The organism is Streptomyces sp. NPDC006544 (assembly GCF_040611715.1).
GTDB lineage: Bacteria > Actinomycetota > Actinomycetes > Streptomycetales > Streptomycetaceae > Streptomyces.
In genome coordinates, this window is the sequence record NZ_JBEXOV010000104.1 from 1 (window position 1) to 23,439 (window position 23,439).

Sequence of the window (23,439 nt, forward strand, 5' to 3'; positions counted from 1 at the left end):
GCAGGATGACGGCCCCGGCCCGCCGGCGGGGGCCGCCGCGCCCGCGGCCCCGCCGGCGGGCACGGCGCCCCCGGCGACCAGCGCCCTGCGCTGGTCCTCCGACAAGGGCTGGATCGACCGCGCCGGGCCCCTCGGCGAGCCCGCCGAGACCGCCTCGCTGCCCACCCTCGCCCAGCTCACCTCCGCCGAGCAGCGCTGGGCGGACCGCGAGGAGGACATCACCACCGTCGGCGGCGACCCGTTCGAGGTCGGCCAGGTGTTCGCCCGGCGCTGGATGGAACGGCTCCCGGAGACCGTGCACCTGCAGAAACTCGCCACCATGTACCCGCGGATCCCGCACCGGATCGACGGGGAGCTGCTGCGCTACGCCGCCCGGTTCGGACTCCTCGCGCACAAGGACGACCAGATCGACGAGCACGACCGCTACGCCATCCGGGCCGGCTTCTGGCGCGAGATCGACGTACGGGCCGCCGCCGAACACCTGGCCGCCACCGGCCCGCCCCCCGCCGCGGCGCCGGGCGCCCCGACGATCCCCGCGGCCCCCATCGCGCCGGTGGCTGCCGCCGCGGCCGCCCCGGCAGCCGAGTAGGGGCCGCAACCCCGTAGGCTGCTCCCTCGTGAGAACGGGCACAGCACAGGCTGAAACGGGCACGGCAGCGGCCGCGGGACTCGCCTCCGACGTGGTCTGCGCGGTGCGTGACCTGGTCAAGACGTATCCCGCGGTCCGGGGACGGCGCGGAGTACCGGCCCTGTCCGAGACCCGGGCCACCGACGGGATCTCCCTGGACGTCCGGCGCGGAGAGATCTTCGGCCTGCTCGGTCCCAACGGCGCCGGCAAGTCGACCCTGGTCCGCCAGCTCACCGGGCTGTTGCGGCCCGATGCCGGAGCGGTGACCCTGCTCGGCCACGACCTCGTGCGCCACCCCGAACGGGCGAGCCGGCTGCTCGCCTACCTCGGGCAGGAATCCACCGCCCTCGACGAGCTCACCGTCTCACTGGCCGCCGAGACCACCGGCCGGCTGCGCGGGCTGGGGGTGAGGCAGGCGCGGACCGCACGGGACGCCGTACTGGAGGAGCTCGGGCTGACCGGGATCGCGGGGCGGCCCCTGAAGAAGCTCTCCGGCGGCCAGCGGCGCCTCGCGTGCTTCGCCGCGGCGCTGGTCGGGGAGCGGCCCGTGCTGGTCCTCGACGAGCCCACGACCGGCATGGATCCCGTGGCCCGGCGGGCCGTCTGGGCAGCCGTCGACCGGCGCCGCGCGCGGGCGGGCGCCACCGTGCTGCTCGTCACCCACAACGTCATCGAGGCGGAGACCGTCCTCGACCGGGTCGCCGTCATCGACCAGGGCCGGGTCATCGCCTGCGACACGCCGGCCGGACTCAAGGCCCAGGTGTCCGACGAGGTCCGCCTGGAACTCGTCTGGCGCACCGCGCCGCCGCTCCAGGTCCCGGAGGTCGCCGCGCTCGCCGCGGCGGCCGTCGAATCCGGGCGCCGCTGGGTGCTGCGGCTCGGGCAGGACGAGGCGCGGACGGCGGTGGCCGCCCTGACCGGCGGTCCCGCCTTCGCCGCCCTCGACGACTTCACGCTGGCGACGCCGAGCCTGGAGGACGTGTACCTCGCACTGGGCGGGCGTACGTCGAAGGGACTGGTGAAGGCGTGAGCGCCACAGCCGCTGCCACCGCTGCCGCCACCGCCGCCGCTCCCGCCGCCGTGAGCGGCGAGGGCGTGCTGGCCCCGCGGGCCCGGTTCTTCCCGGCGCTCGCCGCCGTCTACCGCGCGCAGCTCTCCCGGGCGCGGGTCTCGCGCATCCCGCTGCTGTTCGTGGCCACCTTCCAGTCCGTCGGGATCATGATCCTCATGAGAGGCGTGGTCGACGGCGGCTCGGAGGCGCGGGCCGTGGTCGCCGGCTCGTCCGTGCTGGTCGTCGCCTTCGTCGCGCTCAACCTGCTCGCGCAGTACTTCGGGCAGTTGCGGGCGAGCGGCGGCCTGGACCACTACGCCACCCTGCCGGTGCCGCCCGCCTCGGTGGTGCTGGGCGCCGCCGCCGCGTACGCCTCCTTCACGCTGCCGGGAACGCTGGTGACGGCCGTCTTCGGGTCCGTGCTGTTCGGGCTGCCGATGAGCGGCCTGTGGATCCTCGCCGCGGTGGTGCCGCTGGCCGGAGCCGCGCTCGCCGGGCTCGGTGCCGCACTGGGGCTGCTCGCGCCGCGGCAGGAACTGGCCACCCTGGCCGGACAGCTCGGCATGTCCGCCGCGCTGCTGCTGGGCGTACTGCCGCCCGAGCGGATGCCGGACGTCATCGTGTGGGCGCGGGACCTGCTGCCGTCCACGTACGGGGTGGAGGCCTTCGCCCGCACCTTCGAGCCGCACCCGGACTGGGCGGCGGTCCTCCTCGACCTCGGCGTCTGCGCGGCGGTGGGCGTCCTGTCCCTGGCCGTCGCGACGTGGGCGTACCGGCGGGCGGCGGTCCGCTGACGCCGAAGGCGGTCGGTCCGGCCCGTCCGAGACCTGGCACGATGTGGGAGTGACCGAAGCCGTGACCTCTTATGACCAGCCCGACGAGCCGCCGTTCCCGCCGGCTTCGCCCCCGTCCGAGCCCGCGGTGTCCCCGGCCGACCTCCGCGACGGGGCCGCCATCACCCTCGTGGTGGGTGTGTCCGGTGTGCTGCTCGCCCTGCTGTGGGCGTGGCTGGCCCCCCGCGTCCAGTACGTCTCCAACGGCGAGGCCGTGTTCCTTAAGAACACCGAGAGCGAGGCGCGGATCGGGGCGGACGCCACGTTCTTCCTGCTGTCGGCCGGGTTCGGCGTGCTGAGCGCGGCGGCCGTGTTCCTGTGGCGCCGCCGCGGAGGCGTCGCGCAGGTGATCGGGCTCGCCGTCGGCTCGGTGTTCGCCGCTCTGGTGGGCTGGCGCGTGGGCCTGTGGCTGGGGCCGTCCCCGGACCTGGTCGCGGTGGCCCGGCGGGTGGGCAAGGGCGTCCCCTTCGACGCCCCGCTGGAGCTGATGGCGCACGGGACGCTGCTCGCCTGGCCCATGGCCGCGGTGATCGTCCAGCTGGCACTGACGGCCCTGTGGGGACCGCGCGATCCGGCGCCGGCCATGTCACTGTCCTGGTCCCCGGAGCACTACGCGGCGCAGGCGCCGCCGCGGGCCGACGGCCCGGCACCCGCCGATCCCGCTCCCGCCGACCCCGCGCGTCCCGCGGAGCCGTCCCCGCAGGAGCCCCCGCGCCCCTGATCCCGGCACGCGGCCGGCCGGGGGCGGAGCTGAGGCCGGCCGGTTCCGGGAGCTAAGGCCGGCCGATCGGGGACAGCGTGGCCGTCGTCAGGGCGGCCAGGTCCGAGGGGGCCAGCTCGACCTCCAGGCCCCGGCGGCCCGCCGACACGCAGATCGTGGCGAAGCCCGAGGCCGAGACGTCCAGCACCGTACGGAGCCGCTTGCGCTGGCCCAGCGGCGAGATCCCGCCCCGTACGTAGCCCGTGGTGCGCTCCGCGAGCGCCGGGTCGGCCATCGCCGCGCGCTTGCCGCCCACCGCGGCGGCCAGCGCCTTGAGGTCCAGACTGCCCGAGACCGGGACCACCGCCACCACCAGCGAGCCGTCCACGTCGGCCAGCAGCGTCTTGAACACCTGCGCCGGGGAGACGCCGAGGGCCTGGGCGGCCTCCTCGCCGTAGGACGGGTGCGCCGGGTCGTGCTCGTAGGCGCGGACCGTGAAAGCGGTGCCCGCCGCCGTCAGCGCCGCGATGGCAGGGGTGCCCGCCGGCTTCTTCCTCGCCATCAGTTCGGGCTCGTGGGCGCGCGCGTCAGGTCCACCGCCGGCAGCGACGGGAGGTGGCGGATGACCGCCGTCTCCGCACGCAGCAGTTTGAGCTCCTCCGCGAGGCGGGTCGCGATGTCGGGGGCCTGCAGCAGGCGCTGCTTCGCCGGGATGTCCAGCACCGCGGCCGCCGCGACCAGGTAGGAGACCACCGACGGCTCGTCGGGGAGCTCCATGCCGGTCAGGGACCGCTCGCGGGCTCCCGCCAGCCGCTTCTGGTAGGCGCGGAACGCCCGCAGCACGCCCTCCGCCAGCGCACCCGCGCCCTCACCGGTCTCCTCCGGGAGCTCTTCGAGCTCCGCCGTCAGGAAGGGCCCGGACGCGTCGACCGACAGCAGGCGGACCCGGACCGTACCGGTCGCCATCACCTCGAAGCTGCCGTCCTCGCGCTCCCGGATCGACGCCGCGTCCGCGATGCAGCCCACCCGGTGGAACGCCTGGATGGGATCCGCGCCGAATCCGGCGGCCGGGCCGCGCTCGGGCACGGACGTCTGGTCCGGCAGTCCGGGCGCGGTCGGTGCGACCTCCCTGCCGTCGCGGATCGCGACGACCGCGAAACGGCGCGGTTCGTCCTCGCCCGCCTTCAGCAGCTCGTGCATCATGGCGCGATAACGCTCCTCGAAGATGTTCAGCGGGAGGACGAGTCCCGGGAACAGCACCGAGTTCAGGGGGAAGAGTGGCAGGCGAACGGTGGTCACGAGGCACAGGGTAATGGCCGGGGGCCCGGAGCCGTCACCCCCGCCTCAGCAGGCGGGACGCGCCCGCCGCCACGGTCGTGGCCAGGATCCACCCCAGGATCACCAGCGTCGCCGCGCCCCACTGCCAGCCGCCCTTGAGATCCCACTGGTCCTGCTGGCCCAGGTCGATCACCGGGAGCAGCAGGTCCAGGGCGAACAGCGGGGCGTTCCAGGCCGGGTGCTCCTCGGCCTTGATCGGCGCCGGCGCCGCGTGCAGGGAGAACAGCAGCGCGCCCGCCGCCCACAGCACGGTCATCCACAGGGCCGCCCGCCCCGGCCGGTAGCCGTAGCCCACCGTCCAGTCCTGGAGCCGGGCCCACGCGCGCAGCCCCGGCGGCAGCGTCGCCCGCCTGCGCCGCTGCTTGGCCAGCAGCACCTCCCGGGCGTCCGCGTCCTCCCCCGACGCGCGGAGCACGGCGGCGAGGCGCTCGTACGGCTCGGGGGAGTACTCGGTCGTGGCCGCCTCCAGCCACTCCAGCCGGCGGGCGAAGGGGAAGTGCCCCCGGGGTGCGAGGTTCTCGTAGCCGAACCCCTCCAGGAAGACCCGGCCCGGACCCGGCCAGCTCGTGGAGGTGTCGACGAGCTTGACCACACGCGCCCCCGACACCACCACCCGCCCCAGCTCCGGCCGCTCGCCCACGAACCGCAGCTCCGGGGTGTGGATCCGGCGCAGCGAGACCTCCTGGTCCTCGGCGAGGACGAAGCGGGCGCCGTAGAAGTCGACGGCGTCGCCGAAGCGGCCGTCGTCCAGCCGCAGCCCGCCCCGGCACTCGAAGGGCCGCGCCCGCTGCCCGCGCACGGGCGTCGGACCCAGCCCGTACGGGGGAGTGGAGGAGGAGTCGAAATCGCCCGCCGTGTAGGCCTGCGCGATCGAGGTCAGGTACAGGGTGCGCTCGACGGTGAGCTGCGGCGCGTTCAGCGCGCGCCGCCCGTGGGAGTTGCTCAGCCGCGCCCCGCGCAGGTTCATGGACACGCCGACCTTGGCGCCGCGCAGGCTCACCTCCCCGTACGTCCGCAGCAGCTCGCCCTGGAAGTCCTGCGCGACCGAGAGCCCGTCGGCCGCCACGGCCCGGCCCTTGCCGTCCCGCCGCACCACCGCCTCGCTGATCAGCAGGTCGGTGCCGATCTGCGCGTCGGTCAGCCGGATCCCGCGCGCCACCCGGCAGCGCGGCAGGTGCAGATCGCCCTCGGTGTGCAGGCGCGCCGCGTCCAGCCGCGGGATCGCGCAGTTGACCAGCCGCAGCGTGCCGAAACGCGTCTCGGAGAGCTGGATCTCGCCGTCGAAGCGGCAGGACTGGAGTTCCACGTACGGGTCGACCGTGCCCCCGGACAGGTCGAGCCGGCCGGTGATCCGCACCCCGCGCAGCTTCAGCGAGGCCACCCGGCCCGGCACCGGCCCCGGTCCGTGGAGCAGCAGCAGCGCCACCACCCCCGCGCGGACGCTGCGCTCGGGACCCCAGACCGTATCGGCGTGCGGATCGTCGCGGTCGGCCACGCCGGTGCTCAGATCGCAGACGCTGCCCGTGCGGTACGCGCTCCACATCCGCTGTTCGGGACCGGTGAGATCGGGCGGTTCCGCGTCCTGACGTACTTCGGCCATGGCGGCCCCCCTCCGCTGTCGCGGCGGACGTCACCGCGATCCCCCGAACGCTAGAGGGCGGCCGGGACATCCGTGAACGTCCGCGGCGTGTATCAGCCAGTGATACGGGCGAACGGTGGCGGGAGGCGGTCTGAGAGAATTGGGAGGTGATCTCTCGTATCGACCTGCGCGGCGACACCCTCCCCGAGGGTGGCGCCCTGCGCGATCTGCTGCCCCGTGCCGAGTTCGACGTAGAAGCCGCCCTGGAGAAGGTGCGGCCCATCTGCGAGGACGTCCATCATCGTGGGACGGCGGCGCTGATCGATTACGCGCAGAAGTTCGACGGAGTCACCCTCGCCCAGGTCAGGGTGCCCGTCGAGGCGATCGACGCCGCTCTCGAAGAGCTCGACCCGGCCGTCCGCGCCGCCCTCGAGGAGTCGATCCGCCGCGCCCGGGTCGTGCACCGGGCCCAGCGCCGCACCGAGCACACCACTCAGGTGGTTCCCGGCGGCACGGTGACCGAAAAGTGGGTTCCGGTGGAGCGGGTGGGGCTGTACGCCCCGGGCGGCCGCTCGGTGTACCCGTCCTCCGTCGTCATGAACGTCGTGCCGGCCCAGGAGGCGGGCGTCGAGTCGATCGCGCTCGCGTCCCCGCCGCAGGCCGAGTTCGGCGGTCTGCCGCACCCCACGATCCTCGCCGCGTGCGCGCTGCTCGGCGTGTACGAGGTGTACGCCGCCGGCGGCGCCCAGGCCGTCGCGATGTTCGCGTACGGGACCACGGGCCCGGACGGGTGCCCCCCGGCGAACATGGTGACCGGCCCCGGCAACATCTGGGTCGCCGCCGCCAAGCGCTACTTCACCGGGAAGATCGGCATCGACACGGAGGCCGGCCCGACCGAGATCGCCGTCCTCGCCGACTACACCGCCGACCCCGTGCACGTCGCCGCCGACCTGATCAGCCAGGCCGAGCACGACCCGCTGGCCGCCGCCGTCCTGGTGACGGACAGCGCGGAGCTCGCGGCCGCCGTGGAGAAGGAGCTGGAGCCGCAGGTCGCGGCCACCAAGCACGTGGAGGACCGGATCAAGCCCGCGCTGGCCGGCCGCCAGTCCGCGATCGTGCTGGTCGACAGCCTCGAGGACGGCCTCAAGGTCGTCGACGCGTACGGCGCCGAGCACCTGGAGGTCCAGACGGCCGACGCGGCCGCCTGGGCCGCCCGCGTGCGCAACGCCGGCGCGGTCTTCGTCGGCCCGTGGTCCCCGGTCTCGCTCGGCGACTACTGCGCCGGGTCGAACCACGTGCTGCCCACCGGCGGCTGCGCCTGCCACTCCTCCGGCCTGTCCGTGCAGTCCTTCCTGCGCGGCATCCACATCGTCGACTACACGCGGGACGCCCTCGCCGAGGTCACCCACCACGTGGTGACGCTGGCCGAGGCGGAGGACCTGCCCGCACACGGCGCGGCCCTCAAGGCCCGTTTCGGCTGGAAGGTGCCGCAGGCATGAGCGACGACACCGCCGGCGTGGACGGCCCCGGCGCCGACGGCGGCGCGGGCACCCGGGACACCGCCGCCCTCGGCATCGACGACCTCCCCATCCGGGACGAACTGCGCGGGAAGACCCCCTACGGCGCCCCGCAGCTCGACGTGCCCGTCCAGCTGAACACCAACGAGAACCCGTACGGCCTCCCCGAGGAACTCGTCGCCCGCATCGCCGAGCGCGTCGCCGAGGCCGCCCGGACCCTCAACCGCTACCCCGACCGGGACGCGGTCGAGCTGCGCACCGAGCTGGCCGCCTACCTCACCCGCACCGGCAAGCACGCCGTCGCGCGGGAGAACGTATGGGCCGCCAACGGCTCCAACGAGGTCCTCCAGCAGCTGCTGCAGACCTTCGGCGGGCCCGGCCGCACCGCGATCGGCTTCGAGCCCTCGTACTCGATGCACGCGCTGATCGCGCGCGGCACCGGAACGGACTGGGTCTCCGGCCCGCGCCGGGCGGACTTCACCATCGACGTCCAGGCCGCCGAGCAGGCGATCGCCGCCCTCGCGCCCCACGTCGTCTTCATCACCTCGCCCAACAACCCCACGGGTACCGCGGTCGAGGCGGAGACGGTCCTGGCGCTCTACGAGGCCGCGCAGGAGGCCCGGCCCAGCCTGGTCGTCGTCGACGAGGCCTACGTGGAGTTCAGCCACCGGGACTCGCTGCTGCCGCTGATCGAGGGCCGCCCGAACCTGGTGGTCTCCCGGACCATGTCCAAGGCCTTCGGGGCGGCCGGCTTGCGCCTGGGCTACCTGGCCGCGCACCCGGCCGTGGTCGACGCCGTGCAGCTCGTACGGCTTCCGTACCACCTGTCGGCCGTCACCCAGGCGACCGCGCTGGCCGCCCTGGAGCACACGGACACCCTGCTCGGCTACGTCGAGCAGCTCAAGGCCGAGCGGGACCGCCTGGTCACCGAGCTGCGCGGGATCGGCTTCGAGGTCACCGAGTCCGACGCGAACTTCGTCCAGTTCGGCCGGTTCGAGGACTCCCACACCGCCTGGCAGAAGATCCTCGACCGGGGCGTCCTGGTCCGGGACAACGGCGTACCGGGCTGGCTGCGGGTCTCCGCGGGCACCCCGGCCGAGAACGACGCGTTCCTGGAAGCGGTTCGCGCACTGAAGAAGGAGCAGCACGCATGAGCCGCATCGGACGGGTCGAACGGACCACGAAGGAGACGTCGGTCCTCGTCGAGATAAACCTCGACGGCACCGGCAAGGTCGACGTCTCGACGGGCGTGGGCTTCTACGACCACATGCTCGACCAGCTCGGCCGCCACGGCCTCTTCGACCTCACGGTCAAGACCGAGGGCGACCTGCACATCGACAGCCACCACACCATCGAGGACTCCGCCCTCGCGCTCGGCGCCGCCTTCCGGCAGGCCCTCGGCGACAAGGTCGGCATCTACCGCTTCGGCAACTGCACCGTGCCGCTCGACGAGTCCCTCGCCCAGGTGACCGTCGACCTGTCCGGCCGCCCGTACCTCGTGCACACCGAGCCCGAGAACATGGCGCCGATGATCGGCTCGTACGACACGACGATGACCCGGCACATCTTCGAGTCCTTCGTCGCGCAGGCCCAGATCGCGCTGCACGTCCACGTGCCCTACGGACGCAACGCCCACCACATCGTGGAGTGCCAGTTCAAGGCACTGGCCCGGGCCCTGCGCTACGCCGCCGAGTTCGACCCCCGCGCCGCCGGCATCCTGCCCTCCACGAAGGGTGCCCTCTAGCGTGAACGGGCTCAACACGATCCTGATCGTCCTCGGCCTCTTCCTGGCCGGCGGCGTCTACTCCTTCCAGAAGCAGAAGATGCCCCTCTCGGTCGTCATCCTGCTCGCCATCGGCTCCGTGATGTGCCTCGCCGCCGGAGTCCTGCGGATCCAGGGGATTTGGGAATGAGCGCAGTCAGCCCCACCAAGAAGGTCGTGGTCTTCGACTACGGCTTCGGCAACGTCCGCTCCGCCGAGCGCGCCCTCGCGCGCGCCGGCGCGGACGTGGAGATCACCCGCGACTACGACAAGGCCATGGACGCCGACGGACTGCTCGTCCCCGGCGTCGGCGCCTTCTCCGCCTGCATGCAGGGCCTCAAGGACGCGCGCGGCGACTGGATCATCGGCCGCCGCCTCTCCGGCGGACGCCCCGTCATGGGCATCTGCGTCGGCATGCAGATCCTCTTCGAACGCGGCATCGAGCACGGCGTGGAGACCTCGGGCCTCGACGAGTGGCCCGGCACGGTCGGCCCGCTCAAGGCCCCGGTCGTCCCCCACATGGGCTGGAACACCGTGGAGGCCCCCGCCGACAGCCAGGCCTTCGCCGGCCTGGACGACGAGGCCCGCTTCTACTTCGTGCACTCCTACGCGGCCCACGACTGGTCCCTGGAAGTCACCAACCCGCTGATCAAGGCCCCCAAGGTCACCTGGGCCACGCACGGCGAGCGGTTCGTCGCGGCGGTGGAGAACGGGGCCCTGTGGGCCACCCAGTTCCACCCCGAGAAGTCCGGGGACGCCGGCGCCCAGCTCCTCACCAACTGGATCGAGACCCTCTGATGACCTTGCCCGCAGCGAAGCTGGAACTCCTCCCCGCGGTCGACGTCCGCGACGGTCAGGCCGTCCGCCTCGTACACGGCGTGTCCGGCAGCGAGACCTCCTACGGCTCCCCGCTCGAGGCGGCCCTCGCCTGGCAGTCCTCGGGCGCCGAATGGCTGCACCTGGTCGACCTGGACGCCGCCTTCGGCACCGGTGACAACCGCGCGCTCGTCGCCGAGATCACCGGCGCCATGGACATCAAGGTCGAGCTGTCCGGCGGCATCCGCGACGACGCCTCGCTCGCCGCGGCCCTCGCCACCGGCTGCACCCGCGTCAACCTCGGCACCGCCGCGCTGGAGACCCCCGAGTGGGCCGCCAGGGCCATCGCCGAGCACGGCGACCGGATCGCGGTCGGCCTCGACGTGCGCGGCACCACCCTCAAGGGCCGCGGCTGGACCAGCGAGGGCGGGGACCTCTACGAGACCCTCGCGCGGCTGGACTCCGAAGGCTGCGCGCGGTACGTCGTCACCGACATCGGCAAGGACGGCACCCTCACCGGCCCCAACCTGGAGCTGCTGAAGAACGTCTGCGCCGCCACCGACCGGCCCGTCGTCGCCTCCGGCGGCATCTCCTCCCTCGACGACCTGCGCGCACTGGCCGCCCTGGTCGGGGACGGGGTCGAGGGCGCGATCGTGGGCAAGGCCCTGTACGCCAAGGCGTTCACGCTCGAAGAAGCCCTGAAGGTGGTCTCCGCATGAGCTCCGACATCCGACGCATCTCCTCCGGCGGCCCCTACGAGGACGTCATCGGCTACTCCCGGGCGGTGCAGCTCCCCACCGGCCTGGTCCTGGTCTCCGGCTGCACCGGGGCCGACGCGGGCGGCCCGTACGACCAGACGGTCAAGGCCTTCGGCGTGGCCTTCGAGGCCCTGGAGCAGGCCGGGCTCGGTCCCGAGCACGTGGTCCGCACCCGGCTGTACCTCACGCACGCCCGGGACGTGGAGGAGGTCGGCCGCGCCCACAAGGAGCTGTTCGACGCGATCCGCCCCGCCGCGACGATGATCATCGTCAACGGGTTCGTCGAGCCCAGCATGGTCGTCGAGGTGGAGGTCGAGGCCTTCGGGCCGGTCGACCGGGCCGCTCCGGCCGAAGGAGCGTCCGCATGACCCTGGCCGTACGCGTGATCCCCTGCCTGGACGTCGACAACGGCCGGGTCGTCAAGGGAGTCAACTTCCAGAACCTGCGCGACGCGGGCGACCCGGTCGAGATGGCCAAGCTCTACGACGCCGAAGGCGCGGACGAGCTGACCTTCCTCGACATCACCGCGTCCTCGGGCAACCGCGAGACCACCTACGACGTGGTGCGCCGTACCGCCGAGCAGGTCTTCATCCCGCTGACCGTGGGCGGCGGCGTGCGCACCGCCGACGACGTGGACAAGCTGCTGCGGGCCGGCGCCGACAAGGTCGGCGTGAACACCGCCGCCATCGAGCGGCCCGAGCTCATCCGGGAGATCGCGGAGCGCTTCGGCCGCCAGGTGCTCGTGCTGTCCGTGGACGCCCGCCGCACCGCGTCCGGCTCCTTCGAGGTGACCACCCACGGCGGCCGGCGCAGCGCCGGCGTCGACGCCGTCGAGTGGGCGCACCGGGCGGCCGAACTGGGAGCCGGGGAGATCCTGTTGAACTCGATGGACGCCGACGGCACCAAGGACGGGTACGACACGGAGATGATCGCGGCGGTGCGCAGGCACGTCACGGTCCCCGTGATCGCGTCGGGCGGCGCGGGCGAGCTCGCGCACTTCCCGCCGGCGATCGCGGCGGGCGCCGACGCGGTCCTCGCGGCATCGGTGTTCCACTTCGGCGACCTGCGCATCGGGCAGGTCAAGGAAGCACTGCGGGAGGCGGGCCACCCGGTCCGCTGAGGCCGGCCGCCGGCCCCCGGCCTCGGGCCGGTGGCCGTACGCCGAGATGCGCCCGGGGGGGCCAGTTGAGCCGGAACGTCTGGCGGGACGCCAATGTCCTGCGCTGGCTGGCCGCCTACGGGGCGTCGCTCGTCGGGGACGGGATCTACTTCCTCTCCCTCGGCTGGACGGCGGCCCGGACGGCCGGGCCGGCGGAGGTCGGCGTGGTGATGGCCGTGGGCGCGGTGCCGCGGGCGCTGCTCATGCTGGGCGGCGGGGTCGTGGCCGACCGCTTCGGCCCGCGGCTGGTCGTCATCTCCTCGGACGCGGTGCGCTGCGCGGTCGTCCTCGCGCTGGCCCTGCTGGTGGCGCTCACCTCCCCGGGCCTCTGGGTGCTGGTCCTCGTGGCGCTCGTCTTCGGTGTCGTGGACGCCCTGTTCCTGCCGGCCGTCGGCGCCCTGCCGCCGCGGATCGCGGGGCCGGGGCAACTGGTCCGGGTCCAGGGACTGCGCAGCCTGGCCGAACGCGTGGGCCACACCGCCGGGCCCCCGGTGGCGGGCCTCGCGATGGGCCTCGGCGGCCCGGCGGCGGCCTTCGGGGTGGCGTCGGCGCTGTTCGGGCTCTCGCTGGCGCTGCTGGTGGCGGTACGGATCTCACCCCCGGCGGGGGCGGCCGCGGCAGGGGCCGCCGACGCCGGTGCGGGCGGTGCGGGCGGTGCGAGGGGTGGGGGCGCCGGCGCCGGTGCGGCCGCCGAGAGTCCGTGGCGCCAGCTCCGGTCGGGGCTCGGGTACGTCCGCCGGCACGGGCTGATAGGCCCGCTGGTCCTGACCGGGGCGCTCAGCCAGATCGGCACCTCCGCCCCGCTGACGCTCGGACTGATCCTGGTCTGCGAGGAGCGCGGCTGGGGGCCGGGCGGGGTCGGCTGGATCATCGGCGCCATGGGACTGGGTGCGGCGTCGAGTGCGCTGGTGCTCACCCTCGTCCCCCGCTTCCCCCGGGCCGGAGCCGTCCAGAACCTCACCCTGATCGCCGGCTCGGCCGGCATCGGCGGCCTGGCCCTGGCCCCGAGCCTGGCCGTGGCGGTCGCGCTGGCCGTGCTGACGGGTCTGGTCTGCGGGATCTGCGGAGGCCTGGCGATCGCCTTGATCCAGACGGCCACGGACCCCTCGTACCTGGGGCGGGTCAGCTCCGTGACGGCCTTCACGGCCGTGGGCCTGGCGCCGCTCGCGTACCCGGTCTTCGGCTTCGCGGCGGATCTGTGGGGGGTCACGCCGGTGTTCCTCGCGGGCGCGGCGGTGAGCATGGCCGGCGCGGTCATCGGCACGTCCGCGCCGGCCGTCCGCCGCGCCGAGCTCGCGCTCGGCTGAGGCCGGCCTCAGATCCCCAGCCGGGCCGACGTGAGCTGCGCGACGGCTTCCTTCGGGCCGTCCAGTTCCACCGCGGCGGCGTCCTGGCGGCCGAAGCAGAACAGGGTCAGCTCGCCCGGCTCGCCGGTGACCGTCACCACCGGCGCGCCCTTGTGGGCGACCGCCGTCTGGCCGTTCGGGCGGCGCAGCACCAGCCCCACGGGGGAGCGGCGGCCGGTCAGGCGCGCGAGCTTCTCCAGACGGGACCACAGGGAGTCGGAGAAGACCGGGTCCAGCGTCCGCGGGGACCAGTCCGGCTGGGCGCGCCGGACGTCCTCCGAGTGGACGTAGAACTCCACCGCGTTCGCCACCTCGTCGAGCTGCTTCAGCGCGTACGGCGACAACTTCGGCGGCCCGGTGCGGATGAGCTGGATGAGCTCCTCGTACGGCTTGGCCGCGTACTCCTCCATCGCCTTGTCCAGGCGGGCCTTCAGGACGTTCAGCAGCAGCCCGCCGGCCGCGTCCGGGCGGCGCTCCCGGACCACCACGTGGGCGGCGAGCTCCCGCGCGCGCCAGCCCGCGCACAGGGTCGGCGCCTCGGGGCCGGCCGCCTCCAACAGGTCGGCAAGGAGCAGTCGTTCACGCTTCGCATGGGTAGACATGCCTGCCAGCCTACGGCCGGAACCCGTACTGCGGCCGCCCATCAGGCGGACAGGGCTCCGTGATCACCGCCCCGGCCCGGCACAATGGCGTCCATGAGTACGTCCTCTCTCGATCCCGCCGTCGCCGCCCGCCTCAAGCGCTCCCCGGACGGTCTGGTCCCGGCCATCGCCCAGCAGTACGACACCGGCGAGGTGCTCATGCTCGGCTGGATGGACGACGAGGCCCTGCACCGCACCCTGACCACCGGCCGCTGCACGTACTGGTCGCGCAGCCGCCGGGAGTACTGGGTGAAGGGCGATACCTCCGGCCACTTCCAGCACGTGAGGTCCGTGGCCCTGGACTGCGACGCCGACACCCTCCTCGTCCGGGTGGACCAGGTCGGCGCGGCCTGCCACACCGGCGCCCGGACGTGTTTCGATGCCGATGTCCTGCTCAGCGACGCCGACTAGCTAGGTAGTTTCACGCAATGGATCTTGAGACGTTCCGCAAGCTCGCCGCAGACCGCCGCGTCGTCCCCGTCAGCCGCAAGCTGCTGGCCGACGGAGACACCCCCGTGGGCCTCTACCGGAAGCTGGCCGCCGAACGCCCCGGCACCTTCCTCCTGGAGTCCGCCGAGAACGGCCGCTCCTGGTCGCGCTACTCCTTCGTGGGCGTGCGCTCCGACGCGACCCTGACCGTCCGCGACGGCCAGGCCCACTGGATCGGCACCCCGCCCGTCGGCGTCCCCACCTCGGGCGACCCCCTCGAGGCCCTGCGCCTGACCATCGAGGCCCTGCACACCCCCCGCGACCTCACCTCCGGCATGCCCCCCTTCACCGGCGGCATGGTCGGCTACCTCGGCTACGACATCGTGCGCCGCCTGGAGCGCATCGGCGAGCACACCGCCGACGACCTGCGGCTGCCCGAGCTGACCATGCTGCTCACCTCCGACCTGGCCGTCATGGACCACTGGGACGGCACGGTCCAGCTCATCGCCAACGCCATCAACCACAACGACCTCGACACCGGCGTGGACGAGGCCTACGCCGACGCGGTCGCCCGGCTCGACGCCATGGAGGCCGACCTCGCCCGGCCCGCGCCGTACGTCCCGGCCCCGCTGCCCGACGCCGAGCTGCCGCGGTACTCGGCCCTGTGGGGCGGCGAGAAGTACCAGGCCGCCGTCGAGGACGTCAAGGAGCGGATCCGGGCCGGCGAGGCCTTCCAGGTGGTGCCCTCGCAACGGTTCGAGACCCCCTGCCGGGCCTCCGCGCTCGACGTCTACCGCGTGCTGCGGGCCACCAACCCGTCCCCGTACATGTACCTCTTCCGCTTCGAGAACGGCTTCGACGTGGTCGGCTCCAGCCCCGAGGCGCTGGTCAAGGTCGAGGACGGCCGGGCCATGGTCCACCCCATCGCCGGCACCCGGCACCGCGGCGCCACCCCGCAGCAGGACCAGGAGCTCGCCGAGGAACTGCTGGCGGACCCCAAGGAGCGCGCCGAGCACCTCATGCTCGTCGACCTGGGCCGCAACGACCTGGGCCGGGTCTGCGCGCCCGGCTCCGTCGAGGTGGTCGAGTTCATGAAGATCGAGCGGTACTCGCACGTGATGCACATCGTCTCGACCGTTACGGGCCGCGTCGCCGAGGGCAAGAGCGCCTTCGACGTCCTCACCGCCTGCTTCCCGGCCGGCACCCTGTCCGGTGCGCCCAAGCCGCGCGCCATGCAGATCATCGAGGAACTGGAGCCCACCCGCCGCGGCCTCTACGGGGGCTGCGTCGGCTACCTCGACTTCGCCGGGGACTCCGACACCGCCATCGCCATCCGCACCGCGCTGCTGCGCGACGGCACGGCGTACGTCCAGGCGGGCGCCGGAGTCGTCGCGGACTCGGTGCCCGAGCTGGAGGACGCGGAGTGCCGCAACAAGGCCGCCGCGGTGCTGCGCGCGGTCGCGGCGGCGAACCGCCTCCACGACGCCTGAGCGGGTAGGGGATAGTGGGGTGCGTGAGTGTCGTACCCCCGCCCCGAACCGATGACGCCGCCGCCTCCGGGCCCGATCCCGCAGCCGGGAGGGACCAGGCGGGCGGCCGCCGCAGCGTGGCCGCCGCCCTGCTGCTCGGCGCCCTGGGCGCCACCGTCGTCCTGCTCGCCTCCGGCCGCGTCTGGGCCCGGGGCACCGCCGCCATCGGCGGCGGCTCCCTGCCGCTGAGCGCCGACGGGCGGGCGGTCACCGGCGTGCCCGCCGCCCTGGCCATCGTCGGCCTCGCCGCGCTGGTCGCCGTCTTCGCCGTACGCGGCAGGGGCCGACTGCTGGTCTCGGCGCTGCTGGCGCTGAGCGGCCTGGGCGCGGCCCTGGCGGCCCTGGCGTACGCCGACGGCCGCGAGGCCCTGGACGCGGCCGCCGCCCGTACGACGGCGGACACGGCCGCGCGGGTGGCCGGACTGACCCATACGGCGTGGCCCTACGTGACGGCCGGCGGCGCGGCGCTGATCCTGACGGCAGGAGTGCTCGCCCTGTGGTGCGGGCACGCCTGGCCGGCGATGGGCGGCCGCTACGAGCGCGACGGCGGCCGGGCCGGCTCACCGTCCCGCAGGGCGGCCGTGGTGGACCCGGACCGGCCGGAGGACCTGTGGAAGGCTCTGGACCGGGGCGAGGATCCGACCGGGACCCCGTGACGTCCGCCGCCTCCCGGTACGGGACAATGACCATCGAGCGTTCGGCACAGCACGTGCGACAGAGCAACCCAGGACAACGAGGAGCAACTCATGGCGGGCACTAGCCACGGACACACCCCGGCCGCCTGGACCGGTGTCATCATCGCCTTCATCGGTTTCTGCATCTCCGGTGCCTTCATGGTGCTGGCGAACCCCTTGGGCTTCTGGGCCGGCCTCGTCGTCGTCGCGCTCGGCGGTGTCGTGGGTCTGGCGATGAAGGCGGCGGGCATGGGCGCGCCGAAGGCCGCGCACACCGACCTCTCCGAGGTCATCGCCGCCAACCGCATCGCCGCCAAGGTCTGAGCGGGACGCGGGTTCGAAAGGCGCGGCCCCGTCGGGCTGCGCCTTTTGTCATGAGCGGAGAGAATCACCGGGTGGACGCCTCTCGCACTCCCGAACGCGCGCCGTCGTCGCCGCCGGAGCCGGCCACGCCGACGGCGCCGTCCGCGTGGCCCCCGGCCTCGCCGTCCGCGGGGCCGCCCGGCCCGGTCTCCCGGGGCCGGCGTCTGGCCTCCCCGGTGCTCACGCTGGCCGCGGCCGCGGCTGCCCTCGCGTACGTGGGCGCCGTGGACCCCAACGAACCCGGCCACTATCCGCTCTGCCCGCTGTTCCGGCTGACCGGGGTGCTCTGCCCCGGCTGCGGCGGCCTGCGCAGCGCGCACGCGTTCGCCCACGGCGATCTCACGGCGGCTCTCGGGGCGAATGCCCTCGCGGTCGTCGGCTATTTCGTCTTCGCGGGCTTCATGGTCCTGTGGCTGGTCCGCGCCTGGCGCGGCGGACGGGCCCCGAGGTTCGTGATGAGGCCGCTGTACTGGTGGCTGACCGGGGCCGTGGCCCTCGTCTTCTCGGTCGCCCGCAACCTGCCCGCGGGATCGTTCCTGGCCCCCTGACCTGCAGCTGAAGGTCAGATTCCAGATGTCCACTTGATGGGACGCCCTCCGCTCCGTGCGGAGGGCGAGGCGTCCTGCGGATACCATTTGAAGTGCTGACCTTGCAGTTGAACGTGTCTGCAAGGCGGCCGACCGTCATCGACCCGGAAGGGGGCCGCTCGCGTGAGTGTGCTCGACGAGATCATCGAAGGGGTCCGCGAAGACCTTGCCGAACGGCAGGCGCGCGTCAGCCTCGACGAGCTCAAGGAGCGTGCCGCCAAGGCGCCCCAGGCCAAAGACGGCGTCGCCGCCCTGCGCGGTGACAGCGTCAAGGTGATCTGCGAGGTCAAGCGCTCCAGCCCCTCCAAGGGCGCGCTGGCCGCCATCGCCGATCCGGCCGGGCTCGCCGCCGACTACGAAGCGGGTGGTGCGGCGGTCATTTCCGTCCTCACCGAACAGCGTCGTTTCGGCGGTTCGCTGGCCGACCTGGAGGCCGTCCGCGCCCGCGTGGACATCCCGATCCTGCGCAAGGACTTCATCGTCACGGCGTACCAGCTGTGGGAGGCCCGCGCCTACGGCGCCGACCTCGTGCTGCTGATCGTCGCGGCCCTGGAGCAGGAGGCCCTCGTCTCCCTCATCGAGCGGGCCGAGTCCATCGGACTCACCCCGCTCGTCGAGGTCCACGACGAGGAGGAGATCGAACGTGCGGTCGCCGCCGGCGCCAAGATCATCGGCGTCAACGCGCGCAACCTGAAGGACCTCAAGGTCGACCGCTCCACTTTCGAGCGGATCGTCGGCGAGATCCCGGCCCACATCGTCAAGGTCGCCGAGTCCGGCATCCGTGGGCCGCACGACCTGATCGCCTACGCCAACGAGGGCGCCGACGCCGTCCTCGTCGGGGAGTCCCTGGTGACCGGCCGCGACCCGAAGGCGGCCGTGGCCGACCTCGTCGCCGCCGGCGCCCACCCCGCCCTGCGCCACGGGCGGAGCTGACCCGTCCCCATGGCCCACGACCGCCCCTCCGCCCGCACCCGGCCCGGCTCGCGCCTGGCCGGCGTGCCGACGGCGCACGCCCCCCTGGCGCGCGGCTGCCGCCCCCGCGGCTGCCGCGCCCCGGCCCGGCGCGTGCACGGGCGGCGGGTCCGGTACGTGATCGGCTCCGAGCCCGGTCAGGTCAACGGCATGCGATGGCGACCCGGGACAGCGCCGTAACGAGGCCGCCCGGGACGGCGTACGCACACGACGTACGCCGAGCCCGGAGGTGTCCCCGTACGGTCCGCCGCCCGAGCCGCCGGCTCCGGGCGCGGGCCGCCCCGAACCGTACGCCCACGCCCCAGCGGGGTGCGGGCGCCACGGGCGGGCGGCGCAATACGGTGAAGACATCCGCGTCGCATCCGTAGGAGTACCTGGGCATGTCCAGCGCCACCCACTTCTTCATCCCGGACCCCGAGGGTCACATCCCGAACGCCGAGGGCTACTTCGGCGACTTCGGCGGCAAGTTCATCCCGGAGGCGCTCGTCGCCGCCGTGGACGAGGTCGCCGTCGAGTACCAGAAGGCCAAGGGCGACCCGGCCTTCGCGGCCGAGCTCGACGACCTGATGGTCAACTACACGGGTCGCCCCAGCTCCCTCACCGAGGTGCCCCGCTTCGCCGAGCACGCCGGCGGCACGCGGATCTTCCTCAAGCGCGAGGACCTGAACCACACCGGCTCGCACAAGATCAACAACGTGCTGGGCCAGGCGCTGCTCACCAAGCGCATGGGCAAGACCCGCGTCATCGCCGAGACCGGCGCCGGCCAGCACGGCGTGGCCACCGCCACCGCCTGCGCGCTCTTCGGCCTCGAGTGCACCATCTACATGGGCGAGATCGACACCCAGCGCCAGGCCCTCAACGTGGCCCGCATGCGCATGCTGGGCGCCGAGGTCATCGCGGTGAAGTCGGGCTCGCGCACCCTCAAGGACGCCATCAACGAGGCATTCCGCGACTGGGTCGCCAACGTCGACCGCACCCACTACCTCTTCGGCACGGTCGCCGGCCCGCACCCCTTCCCGGCCATGGTCCGCGACTTCCACCGGGTCATCGGCGTCGAGGCCCGCCGCCAGATCCTGGAGCGCACGGGCCGCCTGCCCGACGCCGCCCTGGCCTGCGTCGGCGGCGGCTCCAACGCCATCGGCCTGTTCCACGCCTTCATCCCGGACGCCGGCGTCCGCCTGGTCGGCTTCGAGCCCGCTGGGCACGGCGTGGAGAGCGGCGAGCACGCGGCCACCCTGACCGCGGGCGAGCCCGGCATCCTGCACGGCTCCCGCTCCTACGTCCTGCAGGACGAGGAGGGCCAGATCACCGAGCCCTACTCGATCTCGGCCGGTCTGGACTACCCGGGCATCGGCCCGGAGCACTCGTACCTCAAGGACGCGGGCCGCGCCGAGTACCGGGCGGTCACCGACGACCAGGCGATGCAGGCGCTGCGGCTGCTCTCGCGCACCGAGGGCATCATCCCGGCGATCGAGTCCGCGCACGCCCTCGCGGGCGCGCTGGACCTCGGCAAGGAGCTGGGCAAGGACGGCCTCCTCGTCGTCAACCTGTCCGGCCGCGGCGACAAGGACATGGACACCGCCGCACGCTACTTCGACCTGTACGACTCCGAGGGGGAGACCAAGTGAGCGGCACCATCGAACTCCTCTCGGCCACGCTCGCCAAGGCGAAGTCCGAGGACCGCGCGGCGCTCGTCGCCTACCTCCCGGCGGGCTTCCCGACCGTGGACGGGGCCATCGAGGCCGTCAAGGCCGTCATCGCGGGCGGCGCGGACGTCGTCGAGATCGGCCTCCCGCACAGCGACCCCGTCCTGGACGGCGCCATCATCCAGACCGCCGACGACATCGCACTGCGCGGTGGGGTCAAGATCGCCGACACGCTGCGGACCGTCCGCGAGGCGTACGAGGCGACCGGCGCCCCGATCCTCGTCATGACGTACTGGAACCCCATCGACCGCTACGGCGTCGAGCGGTTCACCGCCGAGCTCGCCGCGGCCGGCGGCGCGGGCTGCATCCTGCCCGACCTGCCGGTCCAGGAGTCCGCGCTGTGGCGGGAACACGCGGCCGAGCACGGTCTCGCGACCGTCTTCGTCGTGGCACCCAGCAGCAAGGACGAGCGCCTGGCCACCATCACGGCGGCCGGTTCCGGCTTCGTCTACGCCGCTTCGCTCATGGGCGTCACCGGCACCCGCGAATCGGTCGGCAACCAGGCTGCCGACCTGGTCCGCCGCACCCGCGCCACCAGCGACCTCCCGGTCTGCGTCGGCCTCGGCGTCTCCAACGCCGCCCAGGCCAAGGAGGTCGCGGGCTTCGCCGACGGCGTGATCGTCGGCTCGGCCTTCGTGAAGCTGCTGCTGGACGCGCCGGACCAGGCGGCCGGCCTGGCCGCCGTCAAGGCGCTCGCGGGCGAGCTCGCCGAAGGCGTGCGCAGGAGCTGACGGGCGCGTTCGATCGAGGATGCGGACCCCTGAGCGGGTTCTGTAGCCCGATCGGGTGGAAGTAGGGGCGGGGAGGCACGAGAGTGCCTCCCCGCTTCGTTTGGCGGAACGTGAGCGACATGAACGACGGTGCGAACCGCGATGCGACGAAACGATCGGCCCGCGAGCGACTCCAAGCGGAGCGCGAGCGGCAGAAGGCAAAGGACAAGCGCCGGCGGACCCTCGTCGTGGCGGCCGCGGTGGTGGGCGTACTCGGCCTGGCGGCCGTCGTCGGCCTGATCGCCGCGAACACCGGCAAGGGGGGCTCCTCCGCCAAGGGCGGCCCCCTGGTCGCCCCGTCGGGGGCCACCGGCAAGGACGCCCTCGTCATCCAGACCGGCAAGGACGAGGCGCCCTCCACGCTGACCGTGTGGGAGGACTTCCGCTGCCCGGCCTGCAAGGCCTTCGAGACGAACTACCGGGACACCGTCCGCGACCTGGAGGCCAAGGGCCTGCTCAAGGTCGAGTACCACCTGGCCACCCTCATCGACGGGAACATGCGCGGCAGCGGCTCCCTCAGGAGCGCCAACGCGGCGGCCTGCGCGCAGGACGCGGGGAAGTTCGCCGCCTACCACGACCTGCTCTTCCAGAACCAGCCGGAGGAGACGGACGACGCCTACGGCAAGAACGCGAAGCTGCTGGAACTGGCGGGGAAGGTGGAGGGGCTGGACACCCCGGAGTTCCGCAAGTGCGTCGAGGACGGCACGCACGACAACTGGGTGAAGAAGTCCCAGGACGCCTTCCGCGCGGGCAAGTTCCGCGGCACCCCGACGGTGCTCCTCGACGGCAAGGACATCTTCGCGGACCAGGCCAATCCGCTGACCCCGCAGAAACTCAAGGAGAAGGTGGAGGCGGCGGCGGCCGCCAAGGGCGGAGCGGGCGGCGGCGGGAAGGCGTCCGGCGCGCCGGAGTCCTCGGAGCCCTCCTCCCCGGCGTCGGCCTCGGCGTCCGCCGCGCGGTCCGGGTCGCCGTCGGCGGGCCGGTCGGCGACGCCGTCCCGGCCGGCTTCCGCAGTGCGGCCCTCCGCCTCCGGTCAGGCCTCCGCGGACCACTCCGGGATGCCCATGAACCACTGAGGGCCGTCTCGATTCGGCAGCAGCTTGCCGGGCGGGTTGCGGTCCGCACCGTCCGGCAGGGTAGCGTCGGGTCTTGCCATGAACCTTGCCTTCATTCCCAGTCCGTCGACGGGCGTGCTCCATCTCGGACCGGTCCCGCTGCGCGGCTACGCGTTCTGCATCATCATCGGCGTCTTCGTCGCCGTCTGGCTCGGCAACAAGCGCTGGGTCGCCCGCGGCGGAAAGCCGGGGACGGTCGCGGACATCGCCGTGTGGGCCGTGCCGTTCGGCCTGGTCGGCGGTCGCCTCTACCACGTCGTCACCGACTACCAGCTCTACTTCGGCGAGGGCCGGGACTGGGTCGACGCCTTCAAGATCTGGCAGGGCGGCCTCGGCATCTGGGGCGCGATCGCCCTCGGTGCGGTCGGTGCCTGGATCGGCTGCCGGCTGCGCGGCATCCCGCTGCCGGCCTGGGCGGACGCCCTGGCCCCCGGGATCGCGCTGGCCCAGGCCTGTGGGCGCTGGGGCAACTGGTTCAACCAGGAGCTGTACGGCCGCGCCACCGACCTGCCGTGGGCGGTGGAGATCACCGACGGCCCGAACCGCGTCGCCGGGACCTACCACCCGACCTTCCTCTACGAGTCGCTCTGGTGCGTCGGGGTCGCCCTGCTGGTGATCTGGGCCGACCGCCGCTTCACGCTCGGCCACGGGCGGGCCTTCGCGCTGTACGTGGCCGCGTACTGCGTCGGGCGGAGCTGGATCGAGTACATGCGGGTCGACGAGGCCCACCACGTCCTGGGCCTGCGGCTCAACGTGTGGACCTCGATCGTCGTCTTCGTGCTCGCCGTGACGTACCTGGTGCTGTCGGCGAAGCTGCGGCCGGGCCGCGAGGAGACCGTCGAGCCGGACGCCGCGGACGGCGCGACCGGCGAGGGCGGGACCAAGGCCGAGACCAAGGCCGAGGCCAAGGCCGTGGAAGGCGAGGCCGGGGCGGATGCCGGGGCCGGAGCCGCGGACGGCCCGGAGGACGCGAAGAGCGGGACCGGCGCCGACGGCGAGCCGGGGGACGTGCGGCCGAACGCCCAGCCGAAGGACGCCGAGGCCGACGCCAAGGGCACGGCCGGCGCCGAGGCTGATGCACACCCCCCGCGGCGGCGGCCAGCCCGTCCCCGAAGCGGCCTCCGACTGCCGCTTCACCGACACCGGCAACGAGAGCTACCGCTGCA

The 23,439-nt window shown here is 73.6% G+C and carries 27 protein-coding genes and 1 pseudogene; 24 read left to right on the forward strand and 4 right to left on the reverse strand.

The features are described from left to right. The 4 genes and pseudogenes from ABZY44_RS31785 to ABZY44_RS31800 form a co-directional block, all read left to right on the forward strand. A pseudogene (locus ABZY44_RS31785) lies at positions 1–589 on the forward strand (hypothetical protein); the annotation flags it as partial. Between the two features lie 91 nt (positions 590–680). Then, positions 681–1,658, forward strand: a complete 978-nt coding sequence (locus tag ABZY44_RS31790) for an ABC transporter ATP-binding protein (RefSeq protein ID WP_356659948.1) — start codon at positions 681–683, stop codon at positions 1,656–1,658. Positions 1,659–1,708: 50 nt separating this feature from the next. Beyond that, positions 1,709–2,473, forward strand: coding sequence for an ABC transporter permease (locus ABZY44_RS31795; RefSeq protein ID WP_356659950.1), 765 nt, complete (start codon positions 1,709–1,711; stop codon positions 2,471–2,473). Positions 2,474–2,522: 49 nt separating this feature from the next. Next, entirely contained in the window at positions 2,523–3,233 is a 711-nt protein-coding gene (locus tag ABZY44_RS31800) for a hypothetical protein (RefSeq protein ID WP_356659904.1), read from the forward strand. A 52-nt stretch (positions 3,234–3,285) separates the two neighbouring features. Here ABZY44_RS31800 and ybaK read toward each other — a convergent pair whose 3' ends face one another. The 3 genes from ybaK to ABZY44_RS31815 are packed head-to-tail and all read right to left on the reverse strand — an operon-like array spanning position 3,286 to position 6,150. Beyond that, on the reverse strand, positions 3,286–3,774 hold the full coding sequence (gene ybaK, locus ABZY44_RS31805) for a Cys-tRNA(Pro) deacylase (protein WP_356659906.1): 489 nt from the start codon (positions 3,772–3,774) through the stop codon (positions 3,286–3,288). Next, the gene (locus ABZY44_RS31810; protein WP_356659908.1) at positions 3,774–4,511 is read right to left on the reverse strand and encodes an LON peptidase substrate-binding domain-containing protein; all 738 of its coding nucleotides are present in this window, start codon (positions 4,509–4,511) and stop codon (positions 3,774–3,776) included. The genes ybaK and ABZY44_RS31810 overlap by 1 nt, the downstream gene beginning before the upstream one ends. 34 nt (positions 4,512–4,545) lie before the next feature. After that, positions 4,546–6,150 carry an oxidoreductase gene (locus tag ABZY44_RS31815; RefSeq protein WP_356659910.1) on the reverse strand — a complete coding sequence of 535 codons (1,605 nt, stop codon included), beginning with the start codon at positions 6,148–6,150 and terminating at the stop codon, positions 4,546–4,548. Positions 6,151–6,296: 146 nt separating this feature from the next. Between ABZY44_RS31815 and hisD the strand changes: the two genes are divergently transcribed. The 9 genes from hisD (at position 6,297) to ABZY44_RS31860 (ending at position 13,448) form a co-directional block, all read left to right on the forward strand. After that, entirely contained in the window at positions 6,297–7,628 is a 1,332-nt protein-coding gene (gene hisD / locus ABZY44_RS31820) for a histidinol dehydrogenase (protein WP_356659912.1), read from the forward strand. After that, positions 7,625–8,800, forward strand: a complete 1,176-nt coding sequence (locus ABZY44_RS31825) for a histidinol-phosphate transaminase (RefSeq protein WP_356659914.1) — start codon at positions 7,625–7,627, stop codon at positions 8,798–8,800. Before hisD ends, ABZY44_RS31825 begins: the two co-directional genes overlap by 4 nt. Continuing rightward, positions 8,797–9,390 carry an imidazoleglycerol-phosphate dehydratase HisB gene (hisB, locus tag ABZY44_RS31830; protein ID WP_356659916.1) on the forward strand — a complete coding sequence of 198 codons (594 nt, stop codon included), beginning with the start codon at positions 8,797–8,799 and terminating at the stop codon, positions 9,388–9,390. The genes ABZY44_RS31825 and hisB overlap by 4 nt, the downstream gene beginning before the upstream one ends. A 1-nt stretch (position 9,391) precedes the next feature. Next, the gene (locus tag ABZY44_RS31835) at positions 9,392–9,559 is read left to right on the forward strand and encodes a hypothetical protein (protein WP_215035051.1); all 168 of its coding nucleotides are present in this window, start codon (positions 9,392–9,394) and stop codon (positions 9,557–9,559) included. Beyond that, a complete protein-coding gene (gene hisH, locus ABZY44_RS31840; RefSeq protein WP_356659918.1) occupies positions 9,556–10,206 on the forward strand; it encodes an imidazole glycerol phosphate synthase subunit HisH in 651 nt (216 codons plus the stop codon). Before ABZY44_RS31835 ends, hisH begins: the two co-directional genes overlap by 4 nt. Next, positions 10,206–10,943 (forward strand): bifunctional 1-(5-phosphoribosyl)-5-((5-phosphoribosylamino)methylideneamino)imidazole-4-carboxamide isomerase/phosphoribosylanthranilate isomerase PriA, encoded by a 738-nt coding sequence (gene priA, locus ABZY44_RS31845; protein ID WP_356659920.1) that lies wholly within the window; start codon positions 10,206–10,208, stop codon positions 10,941–10,943. The genes hisH and priA overlap by 1 nt, the downstream gene beginning before the upstream one ends. Continuing rightward, complete coding sequence (locus ABZY44_RS31850) at positions 10,940–11,350, forward strand: RidA family protein (RefSeq protein WP_356659922.1); 411 nt, start codon at positions 10,940–10,942, stop codon at positions 11,348–11,350. Before priA ends, ABZY44_RS31850 begins: the two co-directional genes overlap by 4 nt. Continuing rightward, the gene (hisF, locus tag ABZY44_RS31855) at positions 11,347–12,102 is read left to right on the forward strand and encodes an imidazole glycerol phosphate synthase subunit HisF (protein ID WP_356659924.1); all 756 of its coding nucleotides are present in this window, start codon (positions 11,347–11,349) and stop codon (positions 12,100–12,102) included. The genes ABZY44_RS31850 and hisF overlap by 4 nt, the downstream gene beginning before the upstream one ends. A gap of 65 nt (positions 12,103–12,167) precedes the next feature. Continuing rightward, the gene (locus ABZY44_RS31860; protein WP_356659926.1) at positions 12,168–13,448 is read left to right on the forward strand and encodes an MFS transporter; all 1,281 of its coding nucleotides are present in this window, start codon (positions 12,168–12,170) and stop codon (positions 13,446–13,448) included. A gap of 8 nt (positions 13,449–13,456) precedes the next feature. On the opposite strand, the gene ABZY44_RS31865 is transcribed toward ABZY44_RS31860, so the two are convergent. After that, the gene (locus ABZY44_RS31865; RefSeq protein WP_356659928.1) at positions 13,457–14,089 is read right to left on the reverse strand and encodes a TIGR03085 family metal-binding protein; all 633 of its coding nucleotides are present in this window, start codon (positions 14,087–14,089) and stop codon (positions 13,457–13,459) included. A gap of 84 nt (positions 14,090–14,173) precedes the next feature. Between ABZY44_RS31865 and hisI the strand changes: the two genes are divergently transcribed. From hisI to lgt, 11 genes are all read left to right on the forward strand, one after another. After that, positions 14,174–14,539, forward strand: coding sequence for a phosphoribosyl-AMP cyclohydrolase (hisI, locus tag ABZY44_RS31870; RefSeq protein WP_356659930.1), 366 nt, complete (start codon positions 14,174–14,176; stop codon positions 14,537–14,539). A 17-nt stretch (positions 14,540–14,556) separates the two neighbouring features. Then, positions 14,557–16,047: an anthranilate synthase component I gene (locus tag ABZY44_RS31875; RefSeq protein ID WP_356659932.1), complete on the forward strand. Its 1,491-nt coding sequence runs from the start codon at positions 14,557–14,559 to the stop codon at positions 16,045–16,047. An 11-nt stretch (positions 16,048–16,058) separates the two neighbouring features. Then, the gene (locus ABZY44_RS31880) at positions 16,059–16,742 is read left to right on the forward strand and encodes a TIGR02234 family membrane protein (RefSeq protein ID WP_356659952.1); all 684 of its coding nucleotides are present in this window, start codon (positions 16,059–16,061) and stop codon (positions 16,740–16,742) included. A 90-nt stretch (positions 16,743–16,832) separates the two neighbouring features. After that, on the forward strand, positions 16,833–17,084 hold the full coding sequence (locus tag ABZY44_RS31885) for an HGxxPAAW family protein (RefSeq protein ID WP_356659934.1): 252 nt from the start codon (positions 16,833–16,835) through the stop codon (positions 17,082–17,084). A gap of 71 nt (positions 17,085–17,155) precedes the next feature. Beyond that, the gene (locus tag ABZY44_RS31890; protein WP_356659936.1) at positions 17,156–17,671 is read left to right on the forward strand and encodes a DUF2752 domain-containing protein; all 516 of its coding nucleotides are present in this window, start codon (positions 17,156–17,158) and stop codon (positions 17,669–17,671) included. Between the two features lie 162 nt (positions 17,672–17,833). After that, positions 17,834–18,643, forward strand: a complete 810-nt coding sequence (gene trpC, locus ABZY44_RS31895; protein WP_250743801.1) for an indole-3-glycerol phosphate synthase TrpC — start codon at positions 17,834–17,836, stop codon at positions 18,641–18,643. Between the two features lie 9 nt (positions 18,644–18,652). After that, on the forward strand, positions 18,653–18,862 hold the full coding sequence (locus ABZY44_RS31900; protein WP_356659938.1) for a tryptophan synthase subunit(beta): 210 nt from the start codon (positions 18,653–18,655) through the stop codon (positions 18,860–18,862). A gap of 200 nt (positions 18,863–19,062) precedes the next feature. Beyond that, the gene (trpB, locus tag ABZY44_RS31905) at positions 19,063–20,310 is read left to right on the forward strand and encodes a tryptophan synthase subunit beta (RefSeq protein ID WP_356659940.1); all 1,248 of its coding nucleotides are present in this window, start codon (positions 19,063–19,065) and stop codon (positions 20,308–20,310) included. Next, entirely contained in the window at positions 20,307–21,119 is an 813-nt protein-coding gene (trpA, locus tag ABZY44_RS31910; protein WP_356659942.1) for a tryptophan synthase subunit alpha, read from the forward strand. Before trpB ends, trpA begins: the two co-directional genes overlap by 4 nt. Before the next feature lie 119 nt (positions 21,120–21,238). Then, the gene (locus ABZY44_RS31915) at positions 21,239–22,234 is read left to right on the forward strand and encodes a thioredoxin domain-containing protein (RefSeq protein WP_356659944.1); all 996 of its coding nucleotides are present in this window, start codon (positions 21,239–21,241) and stop codon (positions 22,232–22,234) included. Between the two features lie 78 nt (positions 22,235–22,312). Beyond that, positions 22,313–23,439 (forward strand): prolipoprotein diacylglyceryl transferase (gene lgt / locus ABZY44_RS31920; RefSeq protein WP_356659946.1); only part of this gene is annotated, 1,127 nt, incomplete at its 3' end.

Coding starts and splice junctions, on each gene's coding strand:
- ABZY44_RS31885 (WP_356659934.1), top strand. CDS start 16,833: ATGGCGGGCACTAGCCACGGACACACCCCGGCCGCCTGGACCGGTGTC.
- hisI (WP_356659930.1), top strand. CDS start 14,174: ATGGCGTCCATGAGTACGTCCTCTCTCGATCCCGCCGTCGCCGCCCGC.
- ABZY44_RS31850 (WP_356659922.1), top strand. CDS start 10,940: ATGAGCTCCGACATCCGACGCATCTCCTCCGGCGGCCCCTACGAGGAC.
- hisH (WP_356659918.1), top strand. CDS start 9,556: ATGAGCGCAGTCAGCCCCACCAAGAAGGTCGTGGTCTTCGACTACGGC.
- trpB (WP_356659940.1), top strand. CDS start 19,063: ATGTCCAGCGCCACCCACTTCTTCATCCCGGACCCCGAGGGTCACATC.
- ABZY44_RS31900 (WP_356659938.1), top strand. CDS start 18,653: ATGGCCCACGACCGCCCCTCCGCCCGCACCCGGCCCGGCTCGCGCCTG.
- ABZY44_RS31825 (WP_356659914.1), top strand. CDS start 7,625: ATGAGCGACGACACCGCCGGCGTGGACGGCCCCGGCGCCGACGGCGGC.
- hisB (WP_356659916.1), top strand. CDS start 8,797: ATGAGCCGCATCGGACGGGTCGAACGGACCACGAAGGAGACGTCGGTC.
- ABZY44_RS31875 (WP_356659932.1), top strand. CDS start 14,557: ATGGATCTTGAGACGTTCCGCAAGCTCGCCGCAGACCGCCGCGTCGTC.
- ybaK (WP_356659906.1), bottom strand. CDS start 3,774: ATGGCGAGGAAGAAGCCGGCGGGCACCCCTGCCATCGCGGCGCTGACG.
- ABZY44_RS31865 (WP_356659928.1), bottom strand. CDS start 14,089: ATGTCTACCCATGCGAAGCGTGAACGACTGCTCCTTGCCGACCTGTTG.
- hisF (WP_356659924.1), top strand. CDS start 11,347: ATGACCCTGGCCGTACGCGTGATCCCCTGCCTGGACGTCGACAACGGC.
- ABZY44_RS31915 (WP_356659944.1), top strand. CDS start 21,239: ATGAACGACGGTGCGAACCGCGATGCGACGAAACGATCGGCCCGCGAG.
- ABZY44_RS31815 (WP_356659910.1), bottom strand. CDS start 6,150: ATGGCCGAAGTACGTCAGGACGCGGAACCGCCCGATCTCACCGGTCCC.
- priA (WP_356659920.1), top strand. CDS start 10,206: ATGACCTTGCCCGCAGCGAAGCTGGAACTCCTCCCCGCGGTCGACGTC.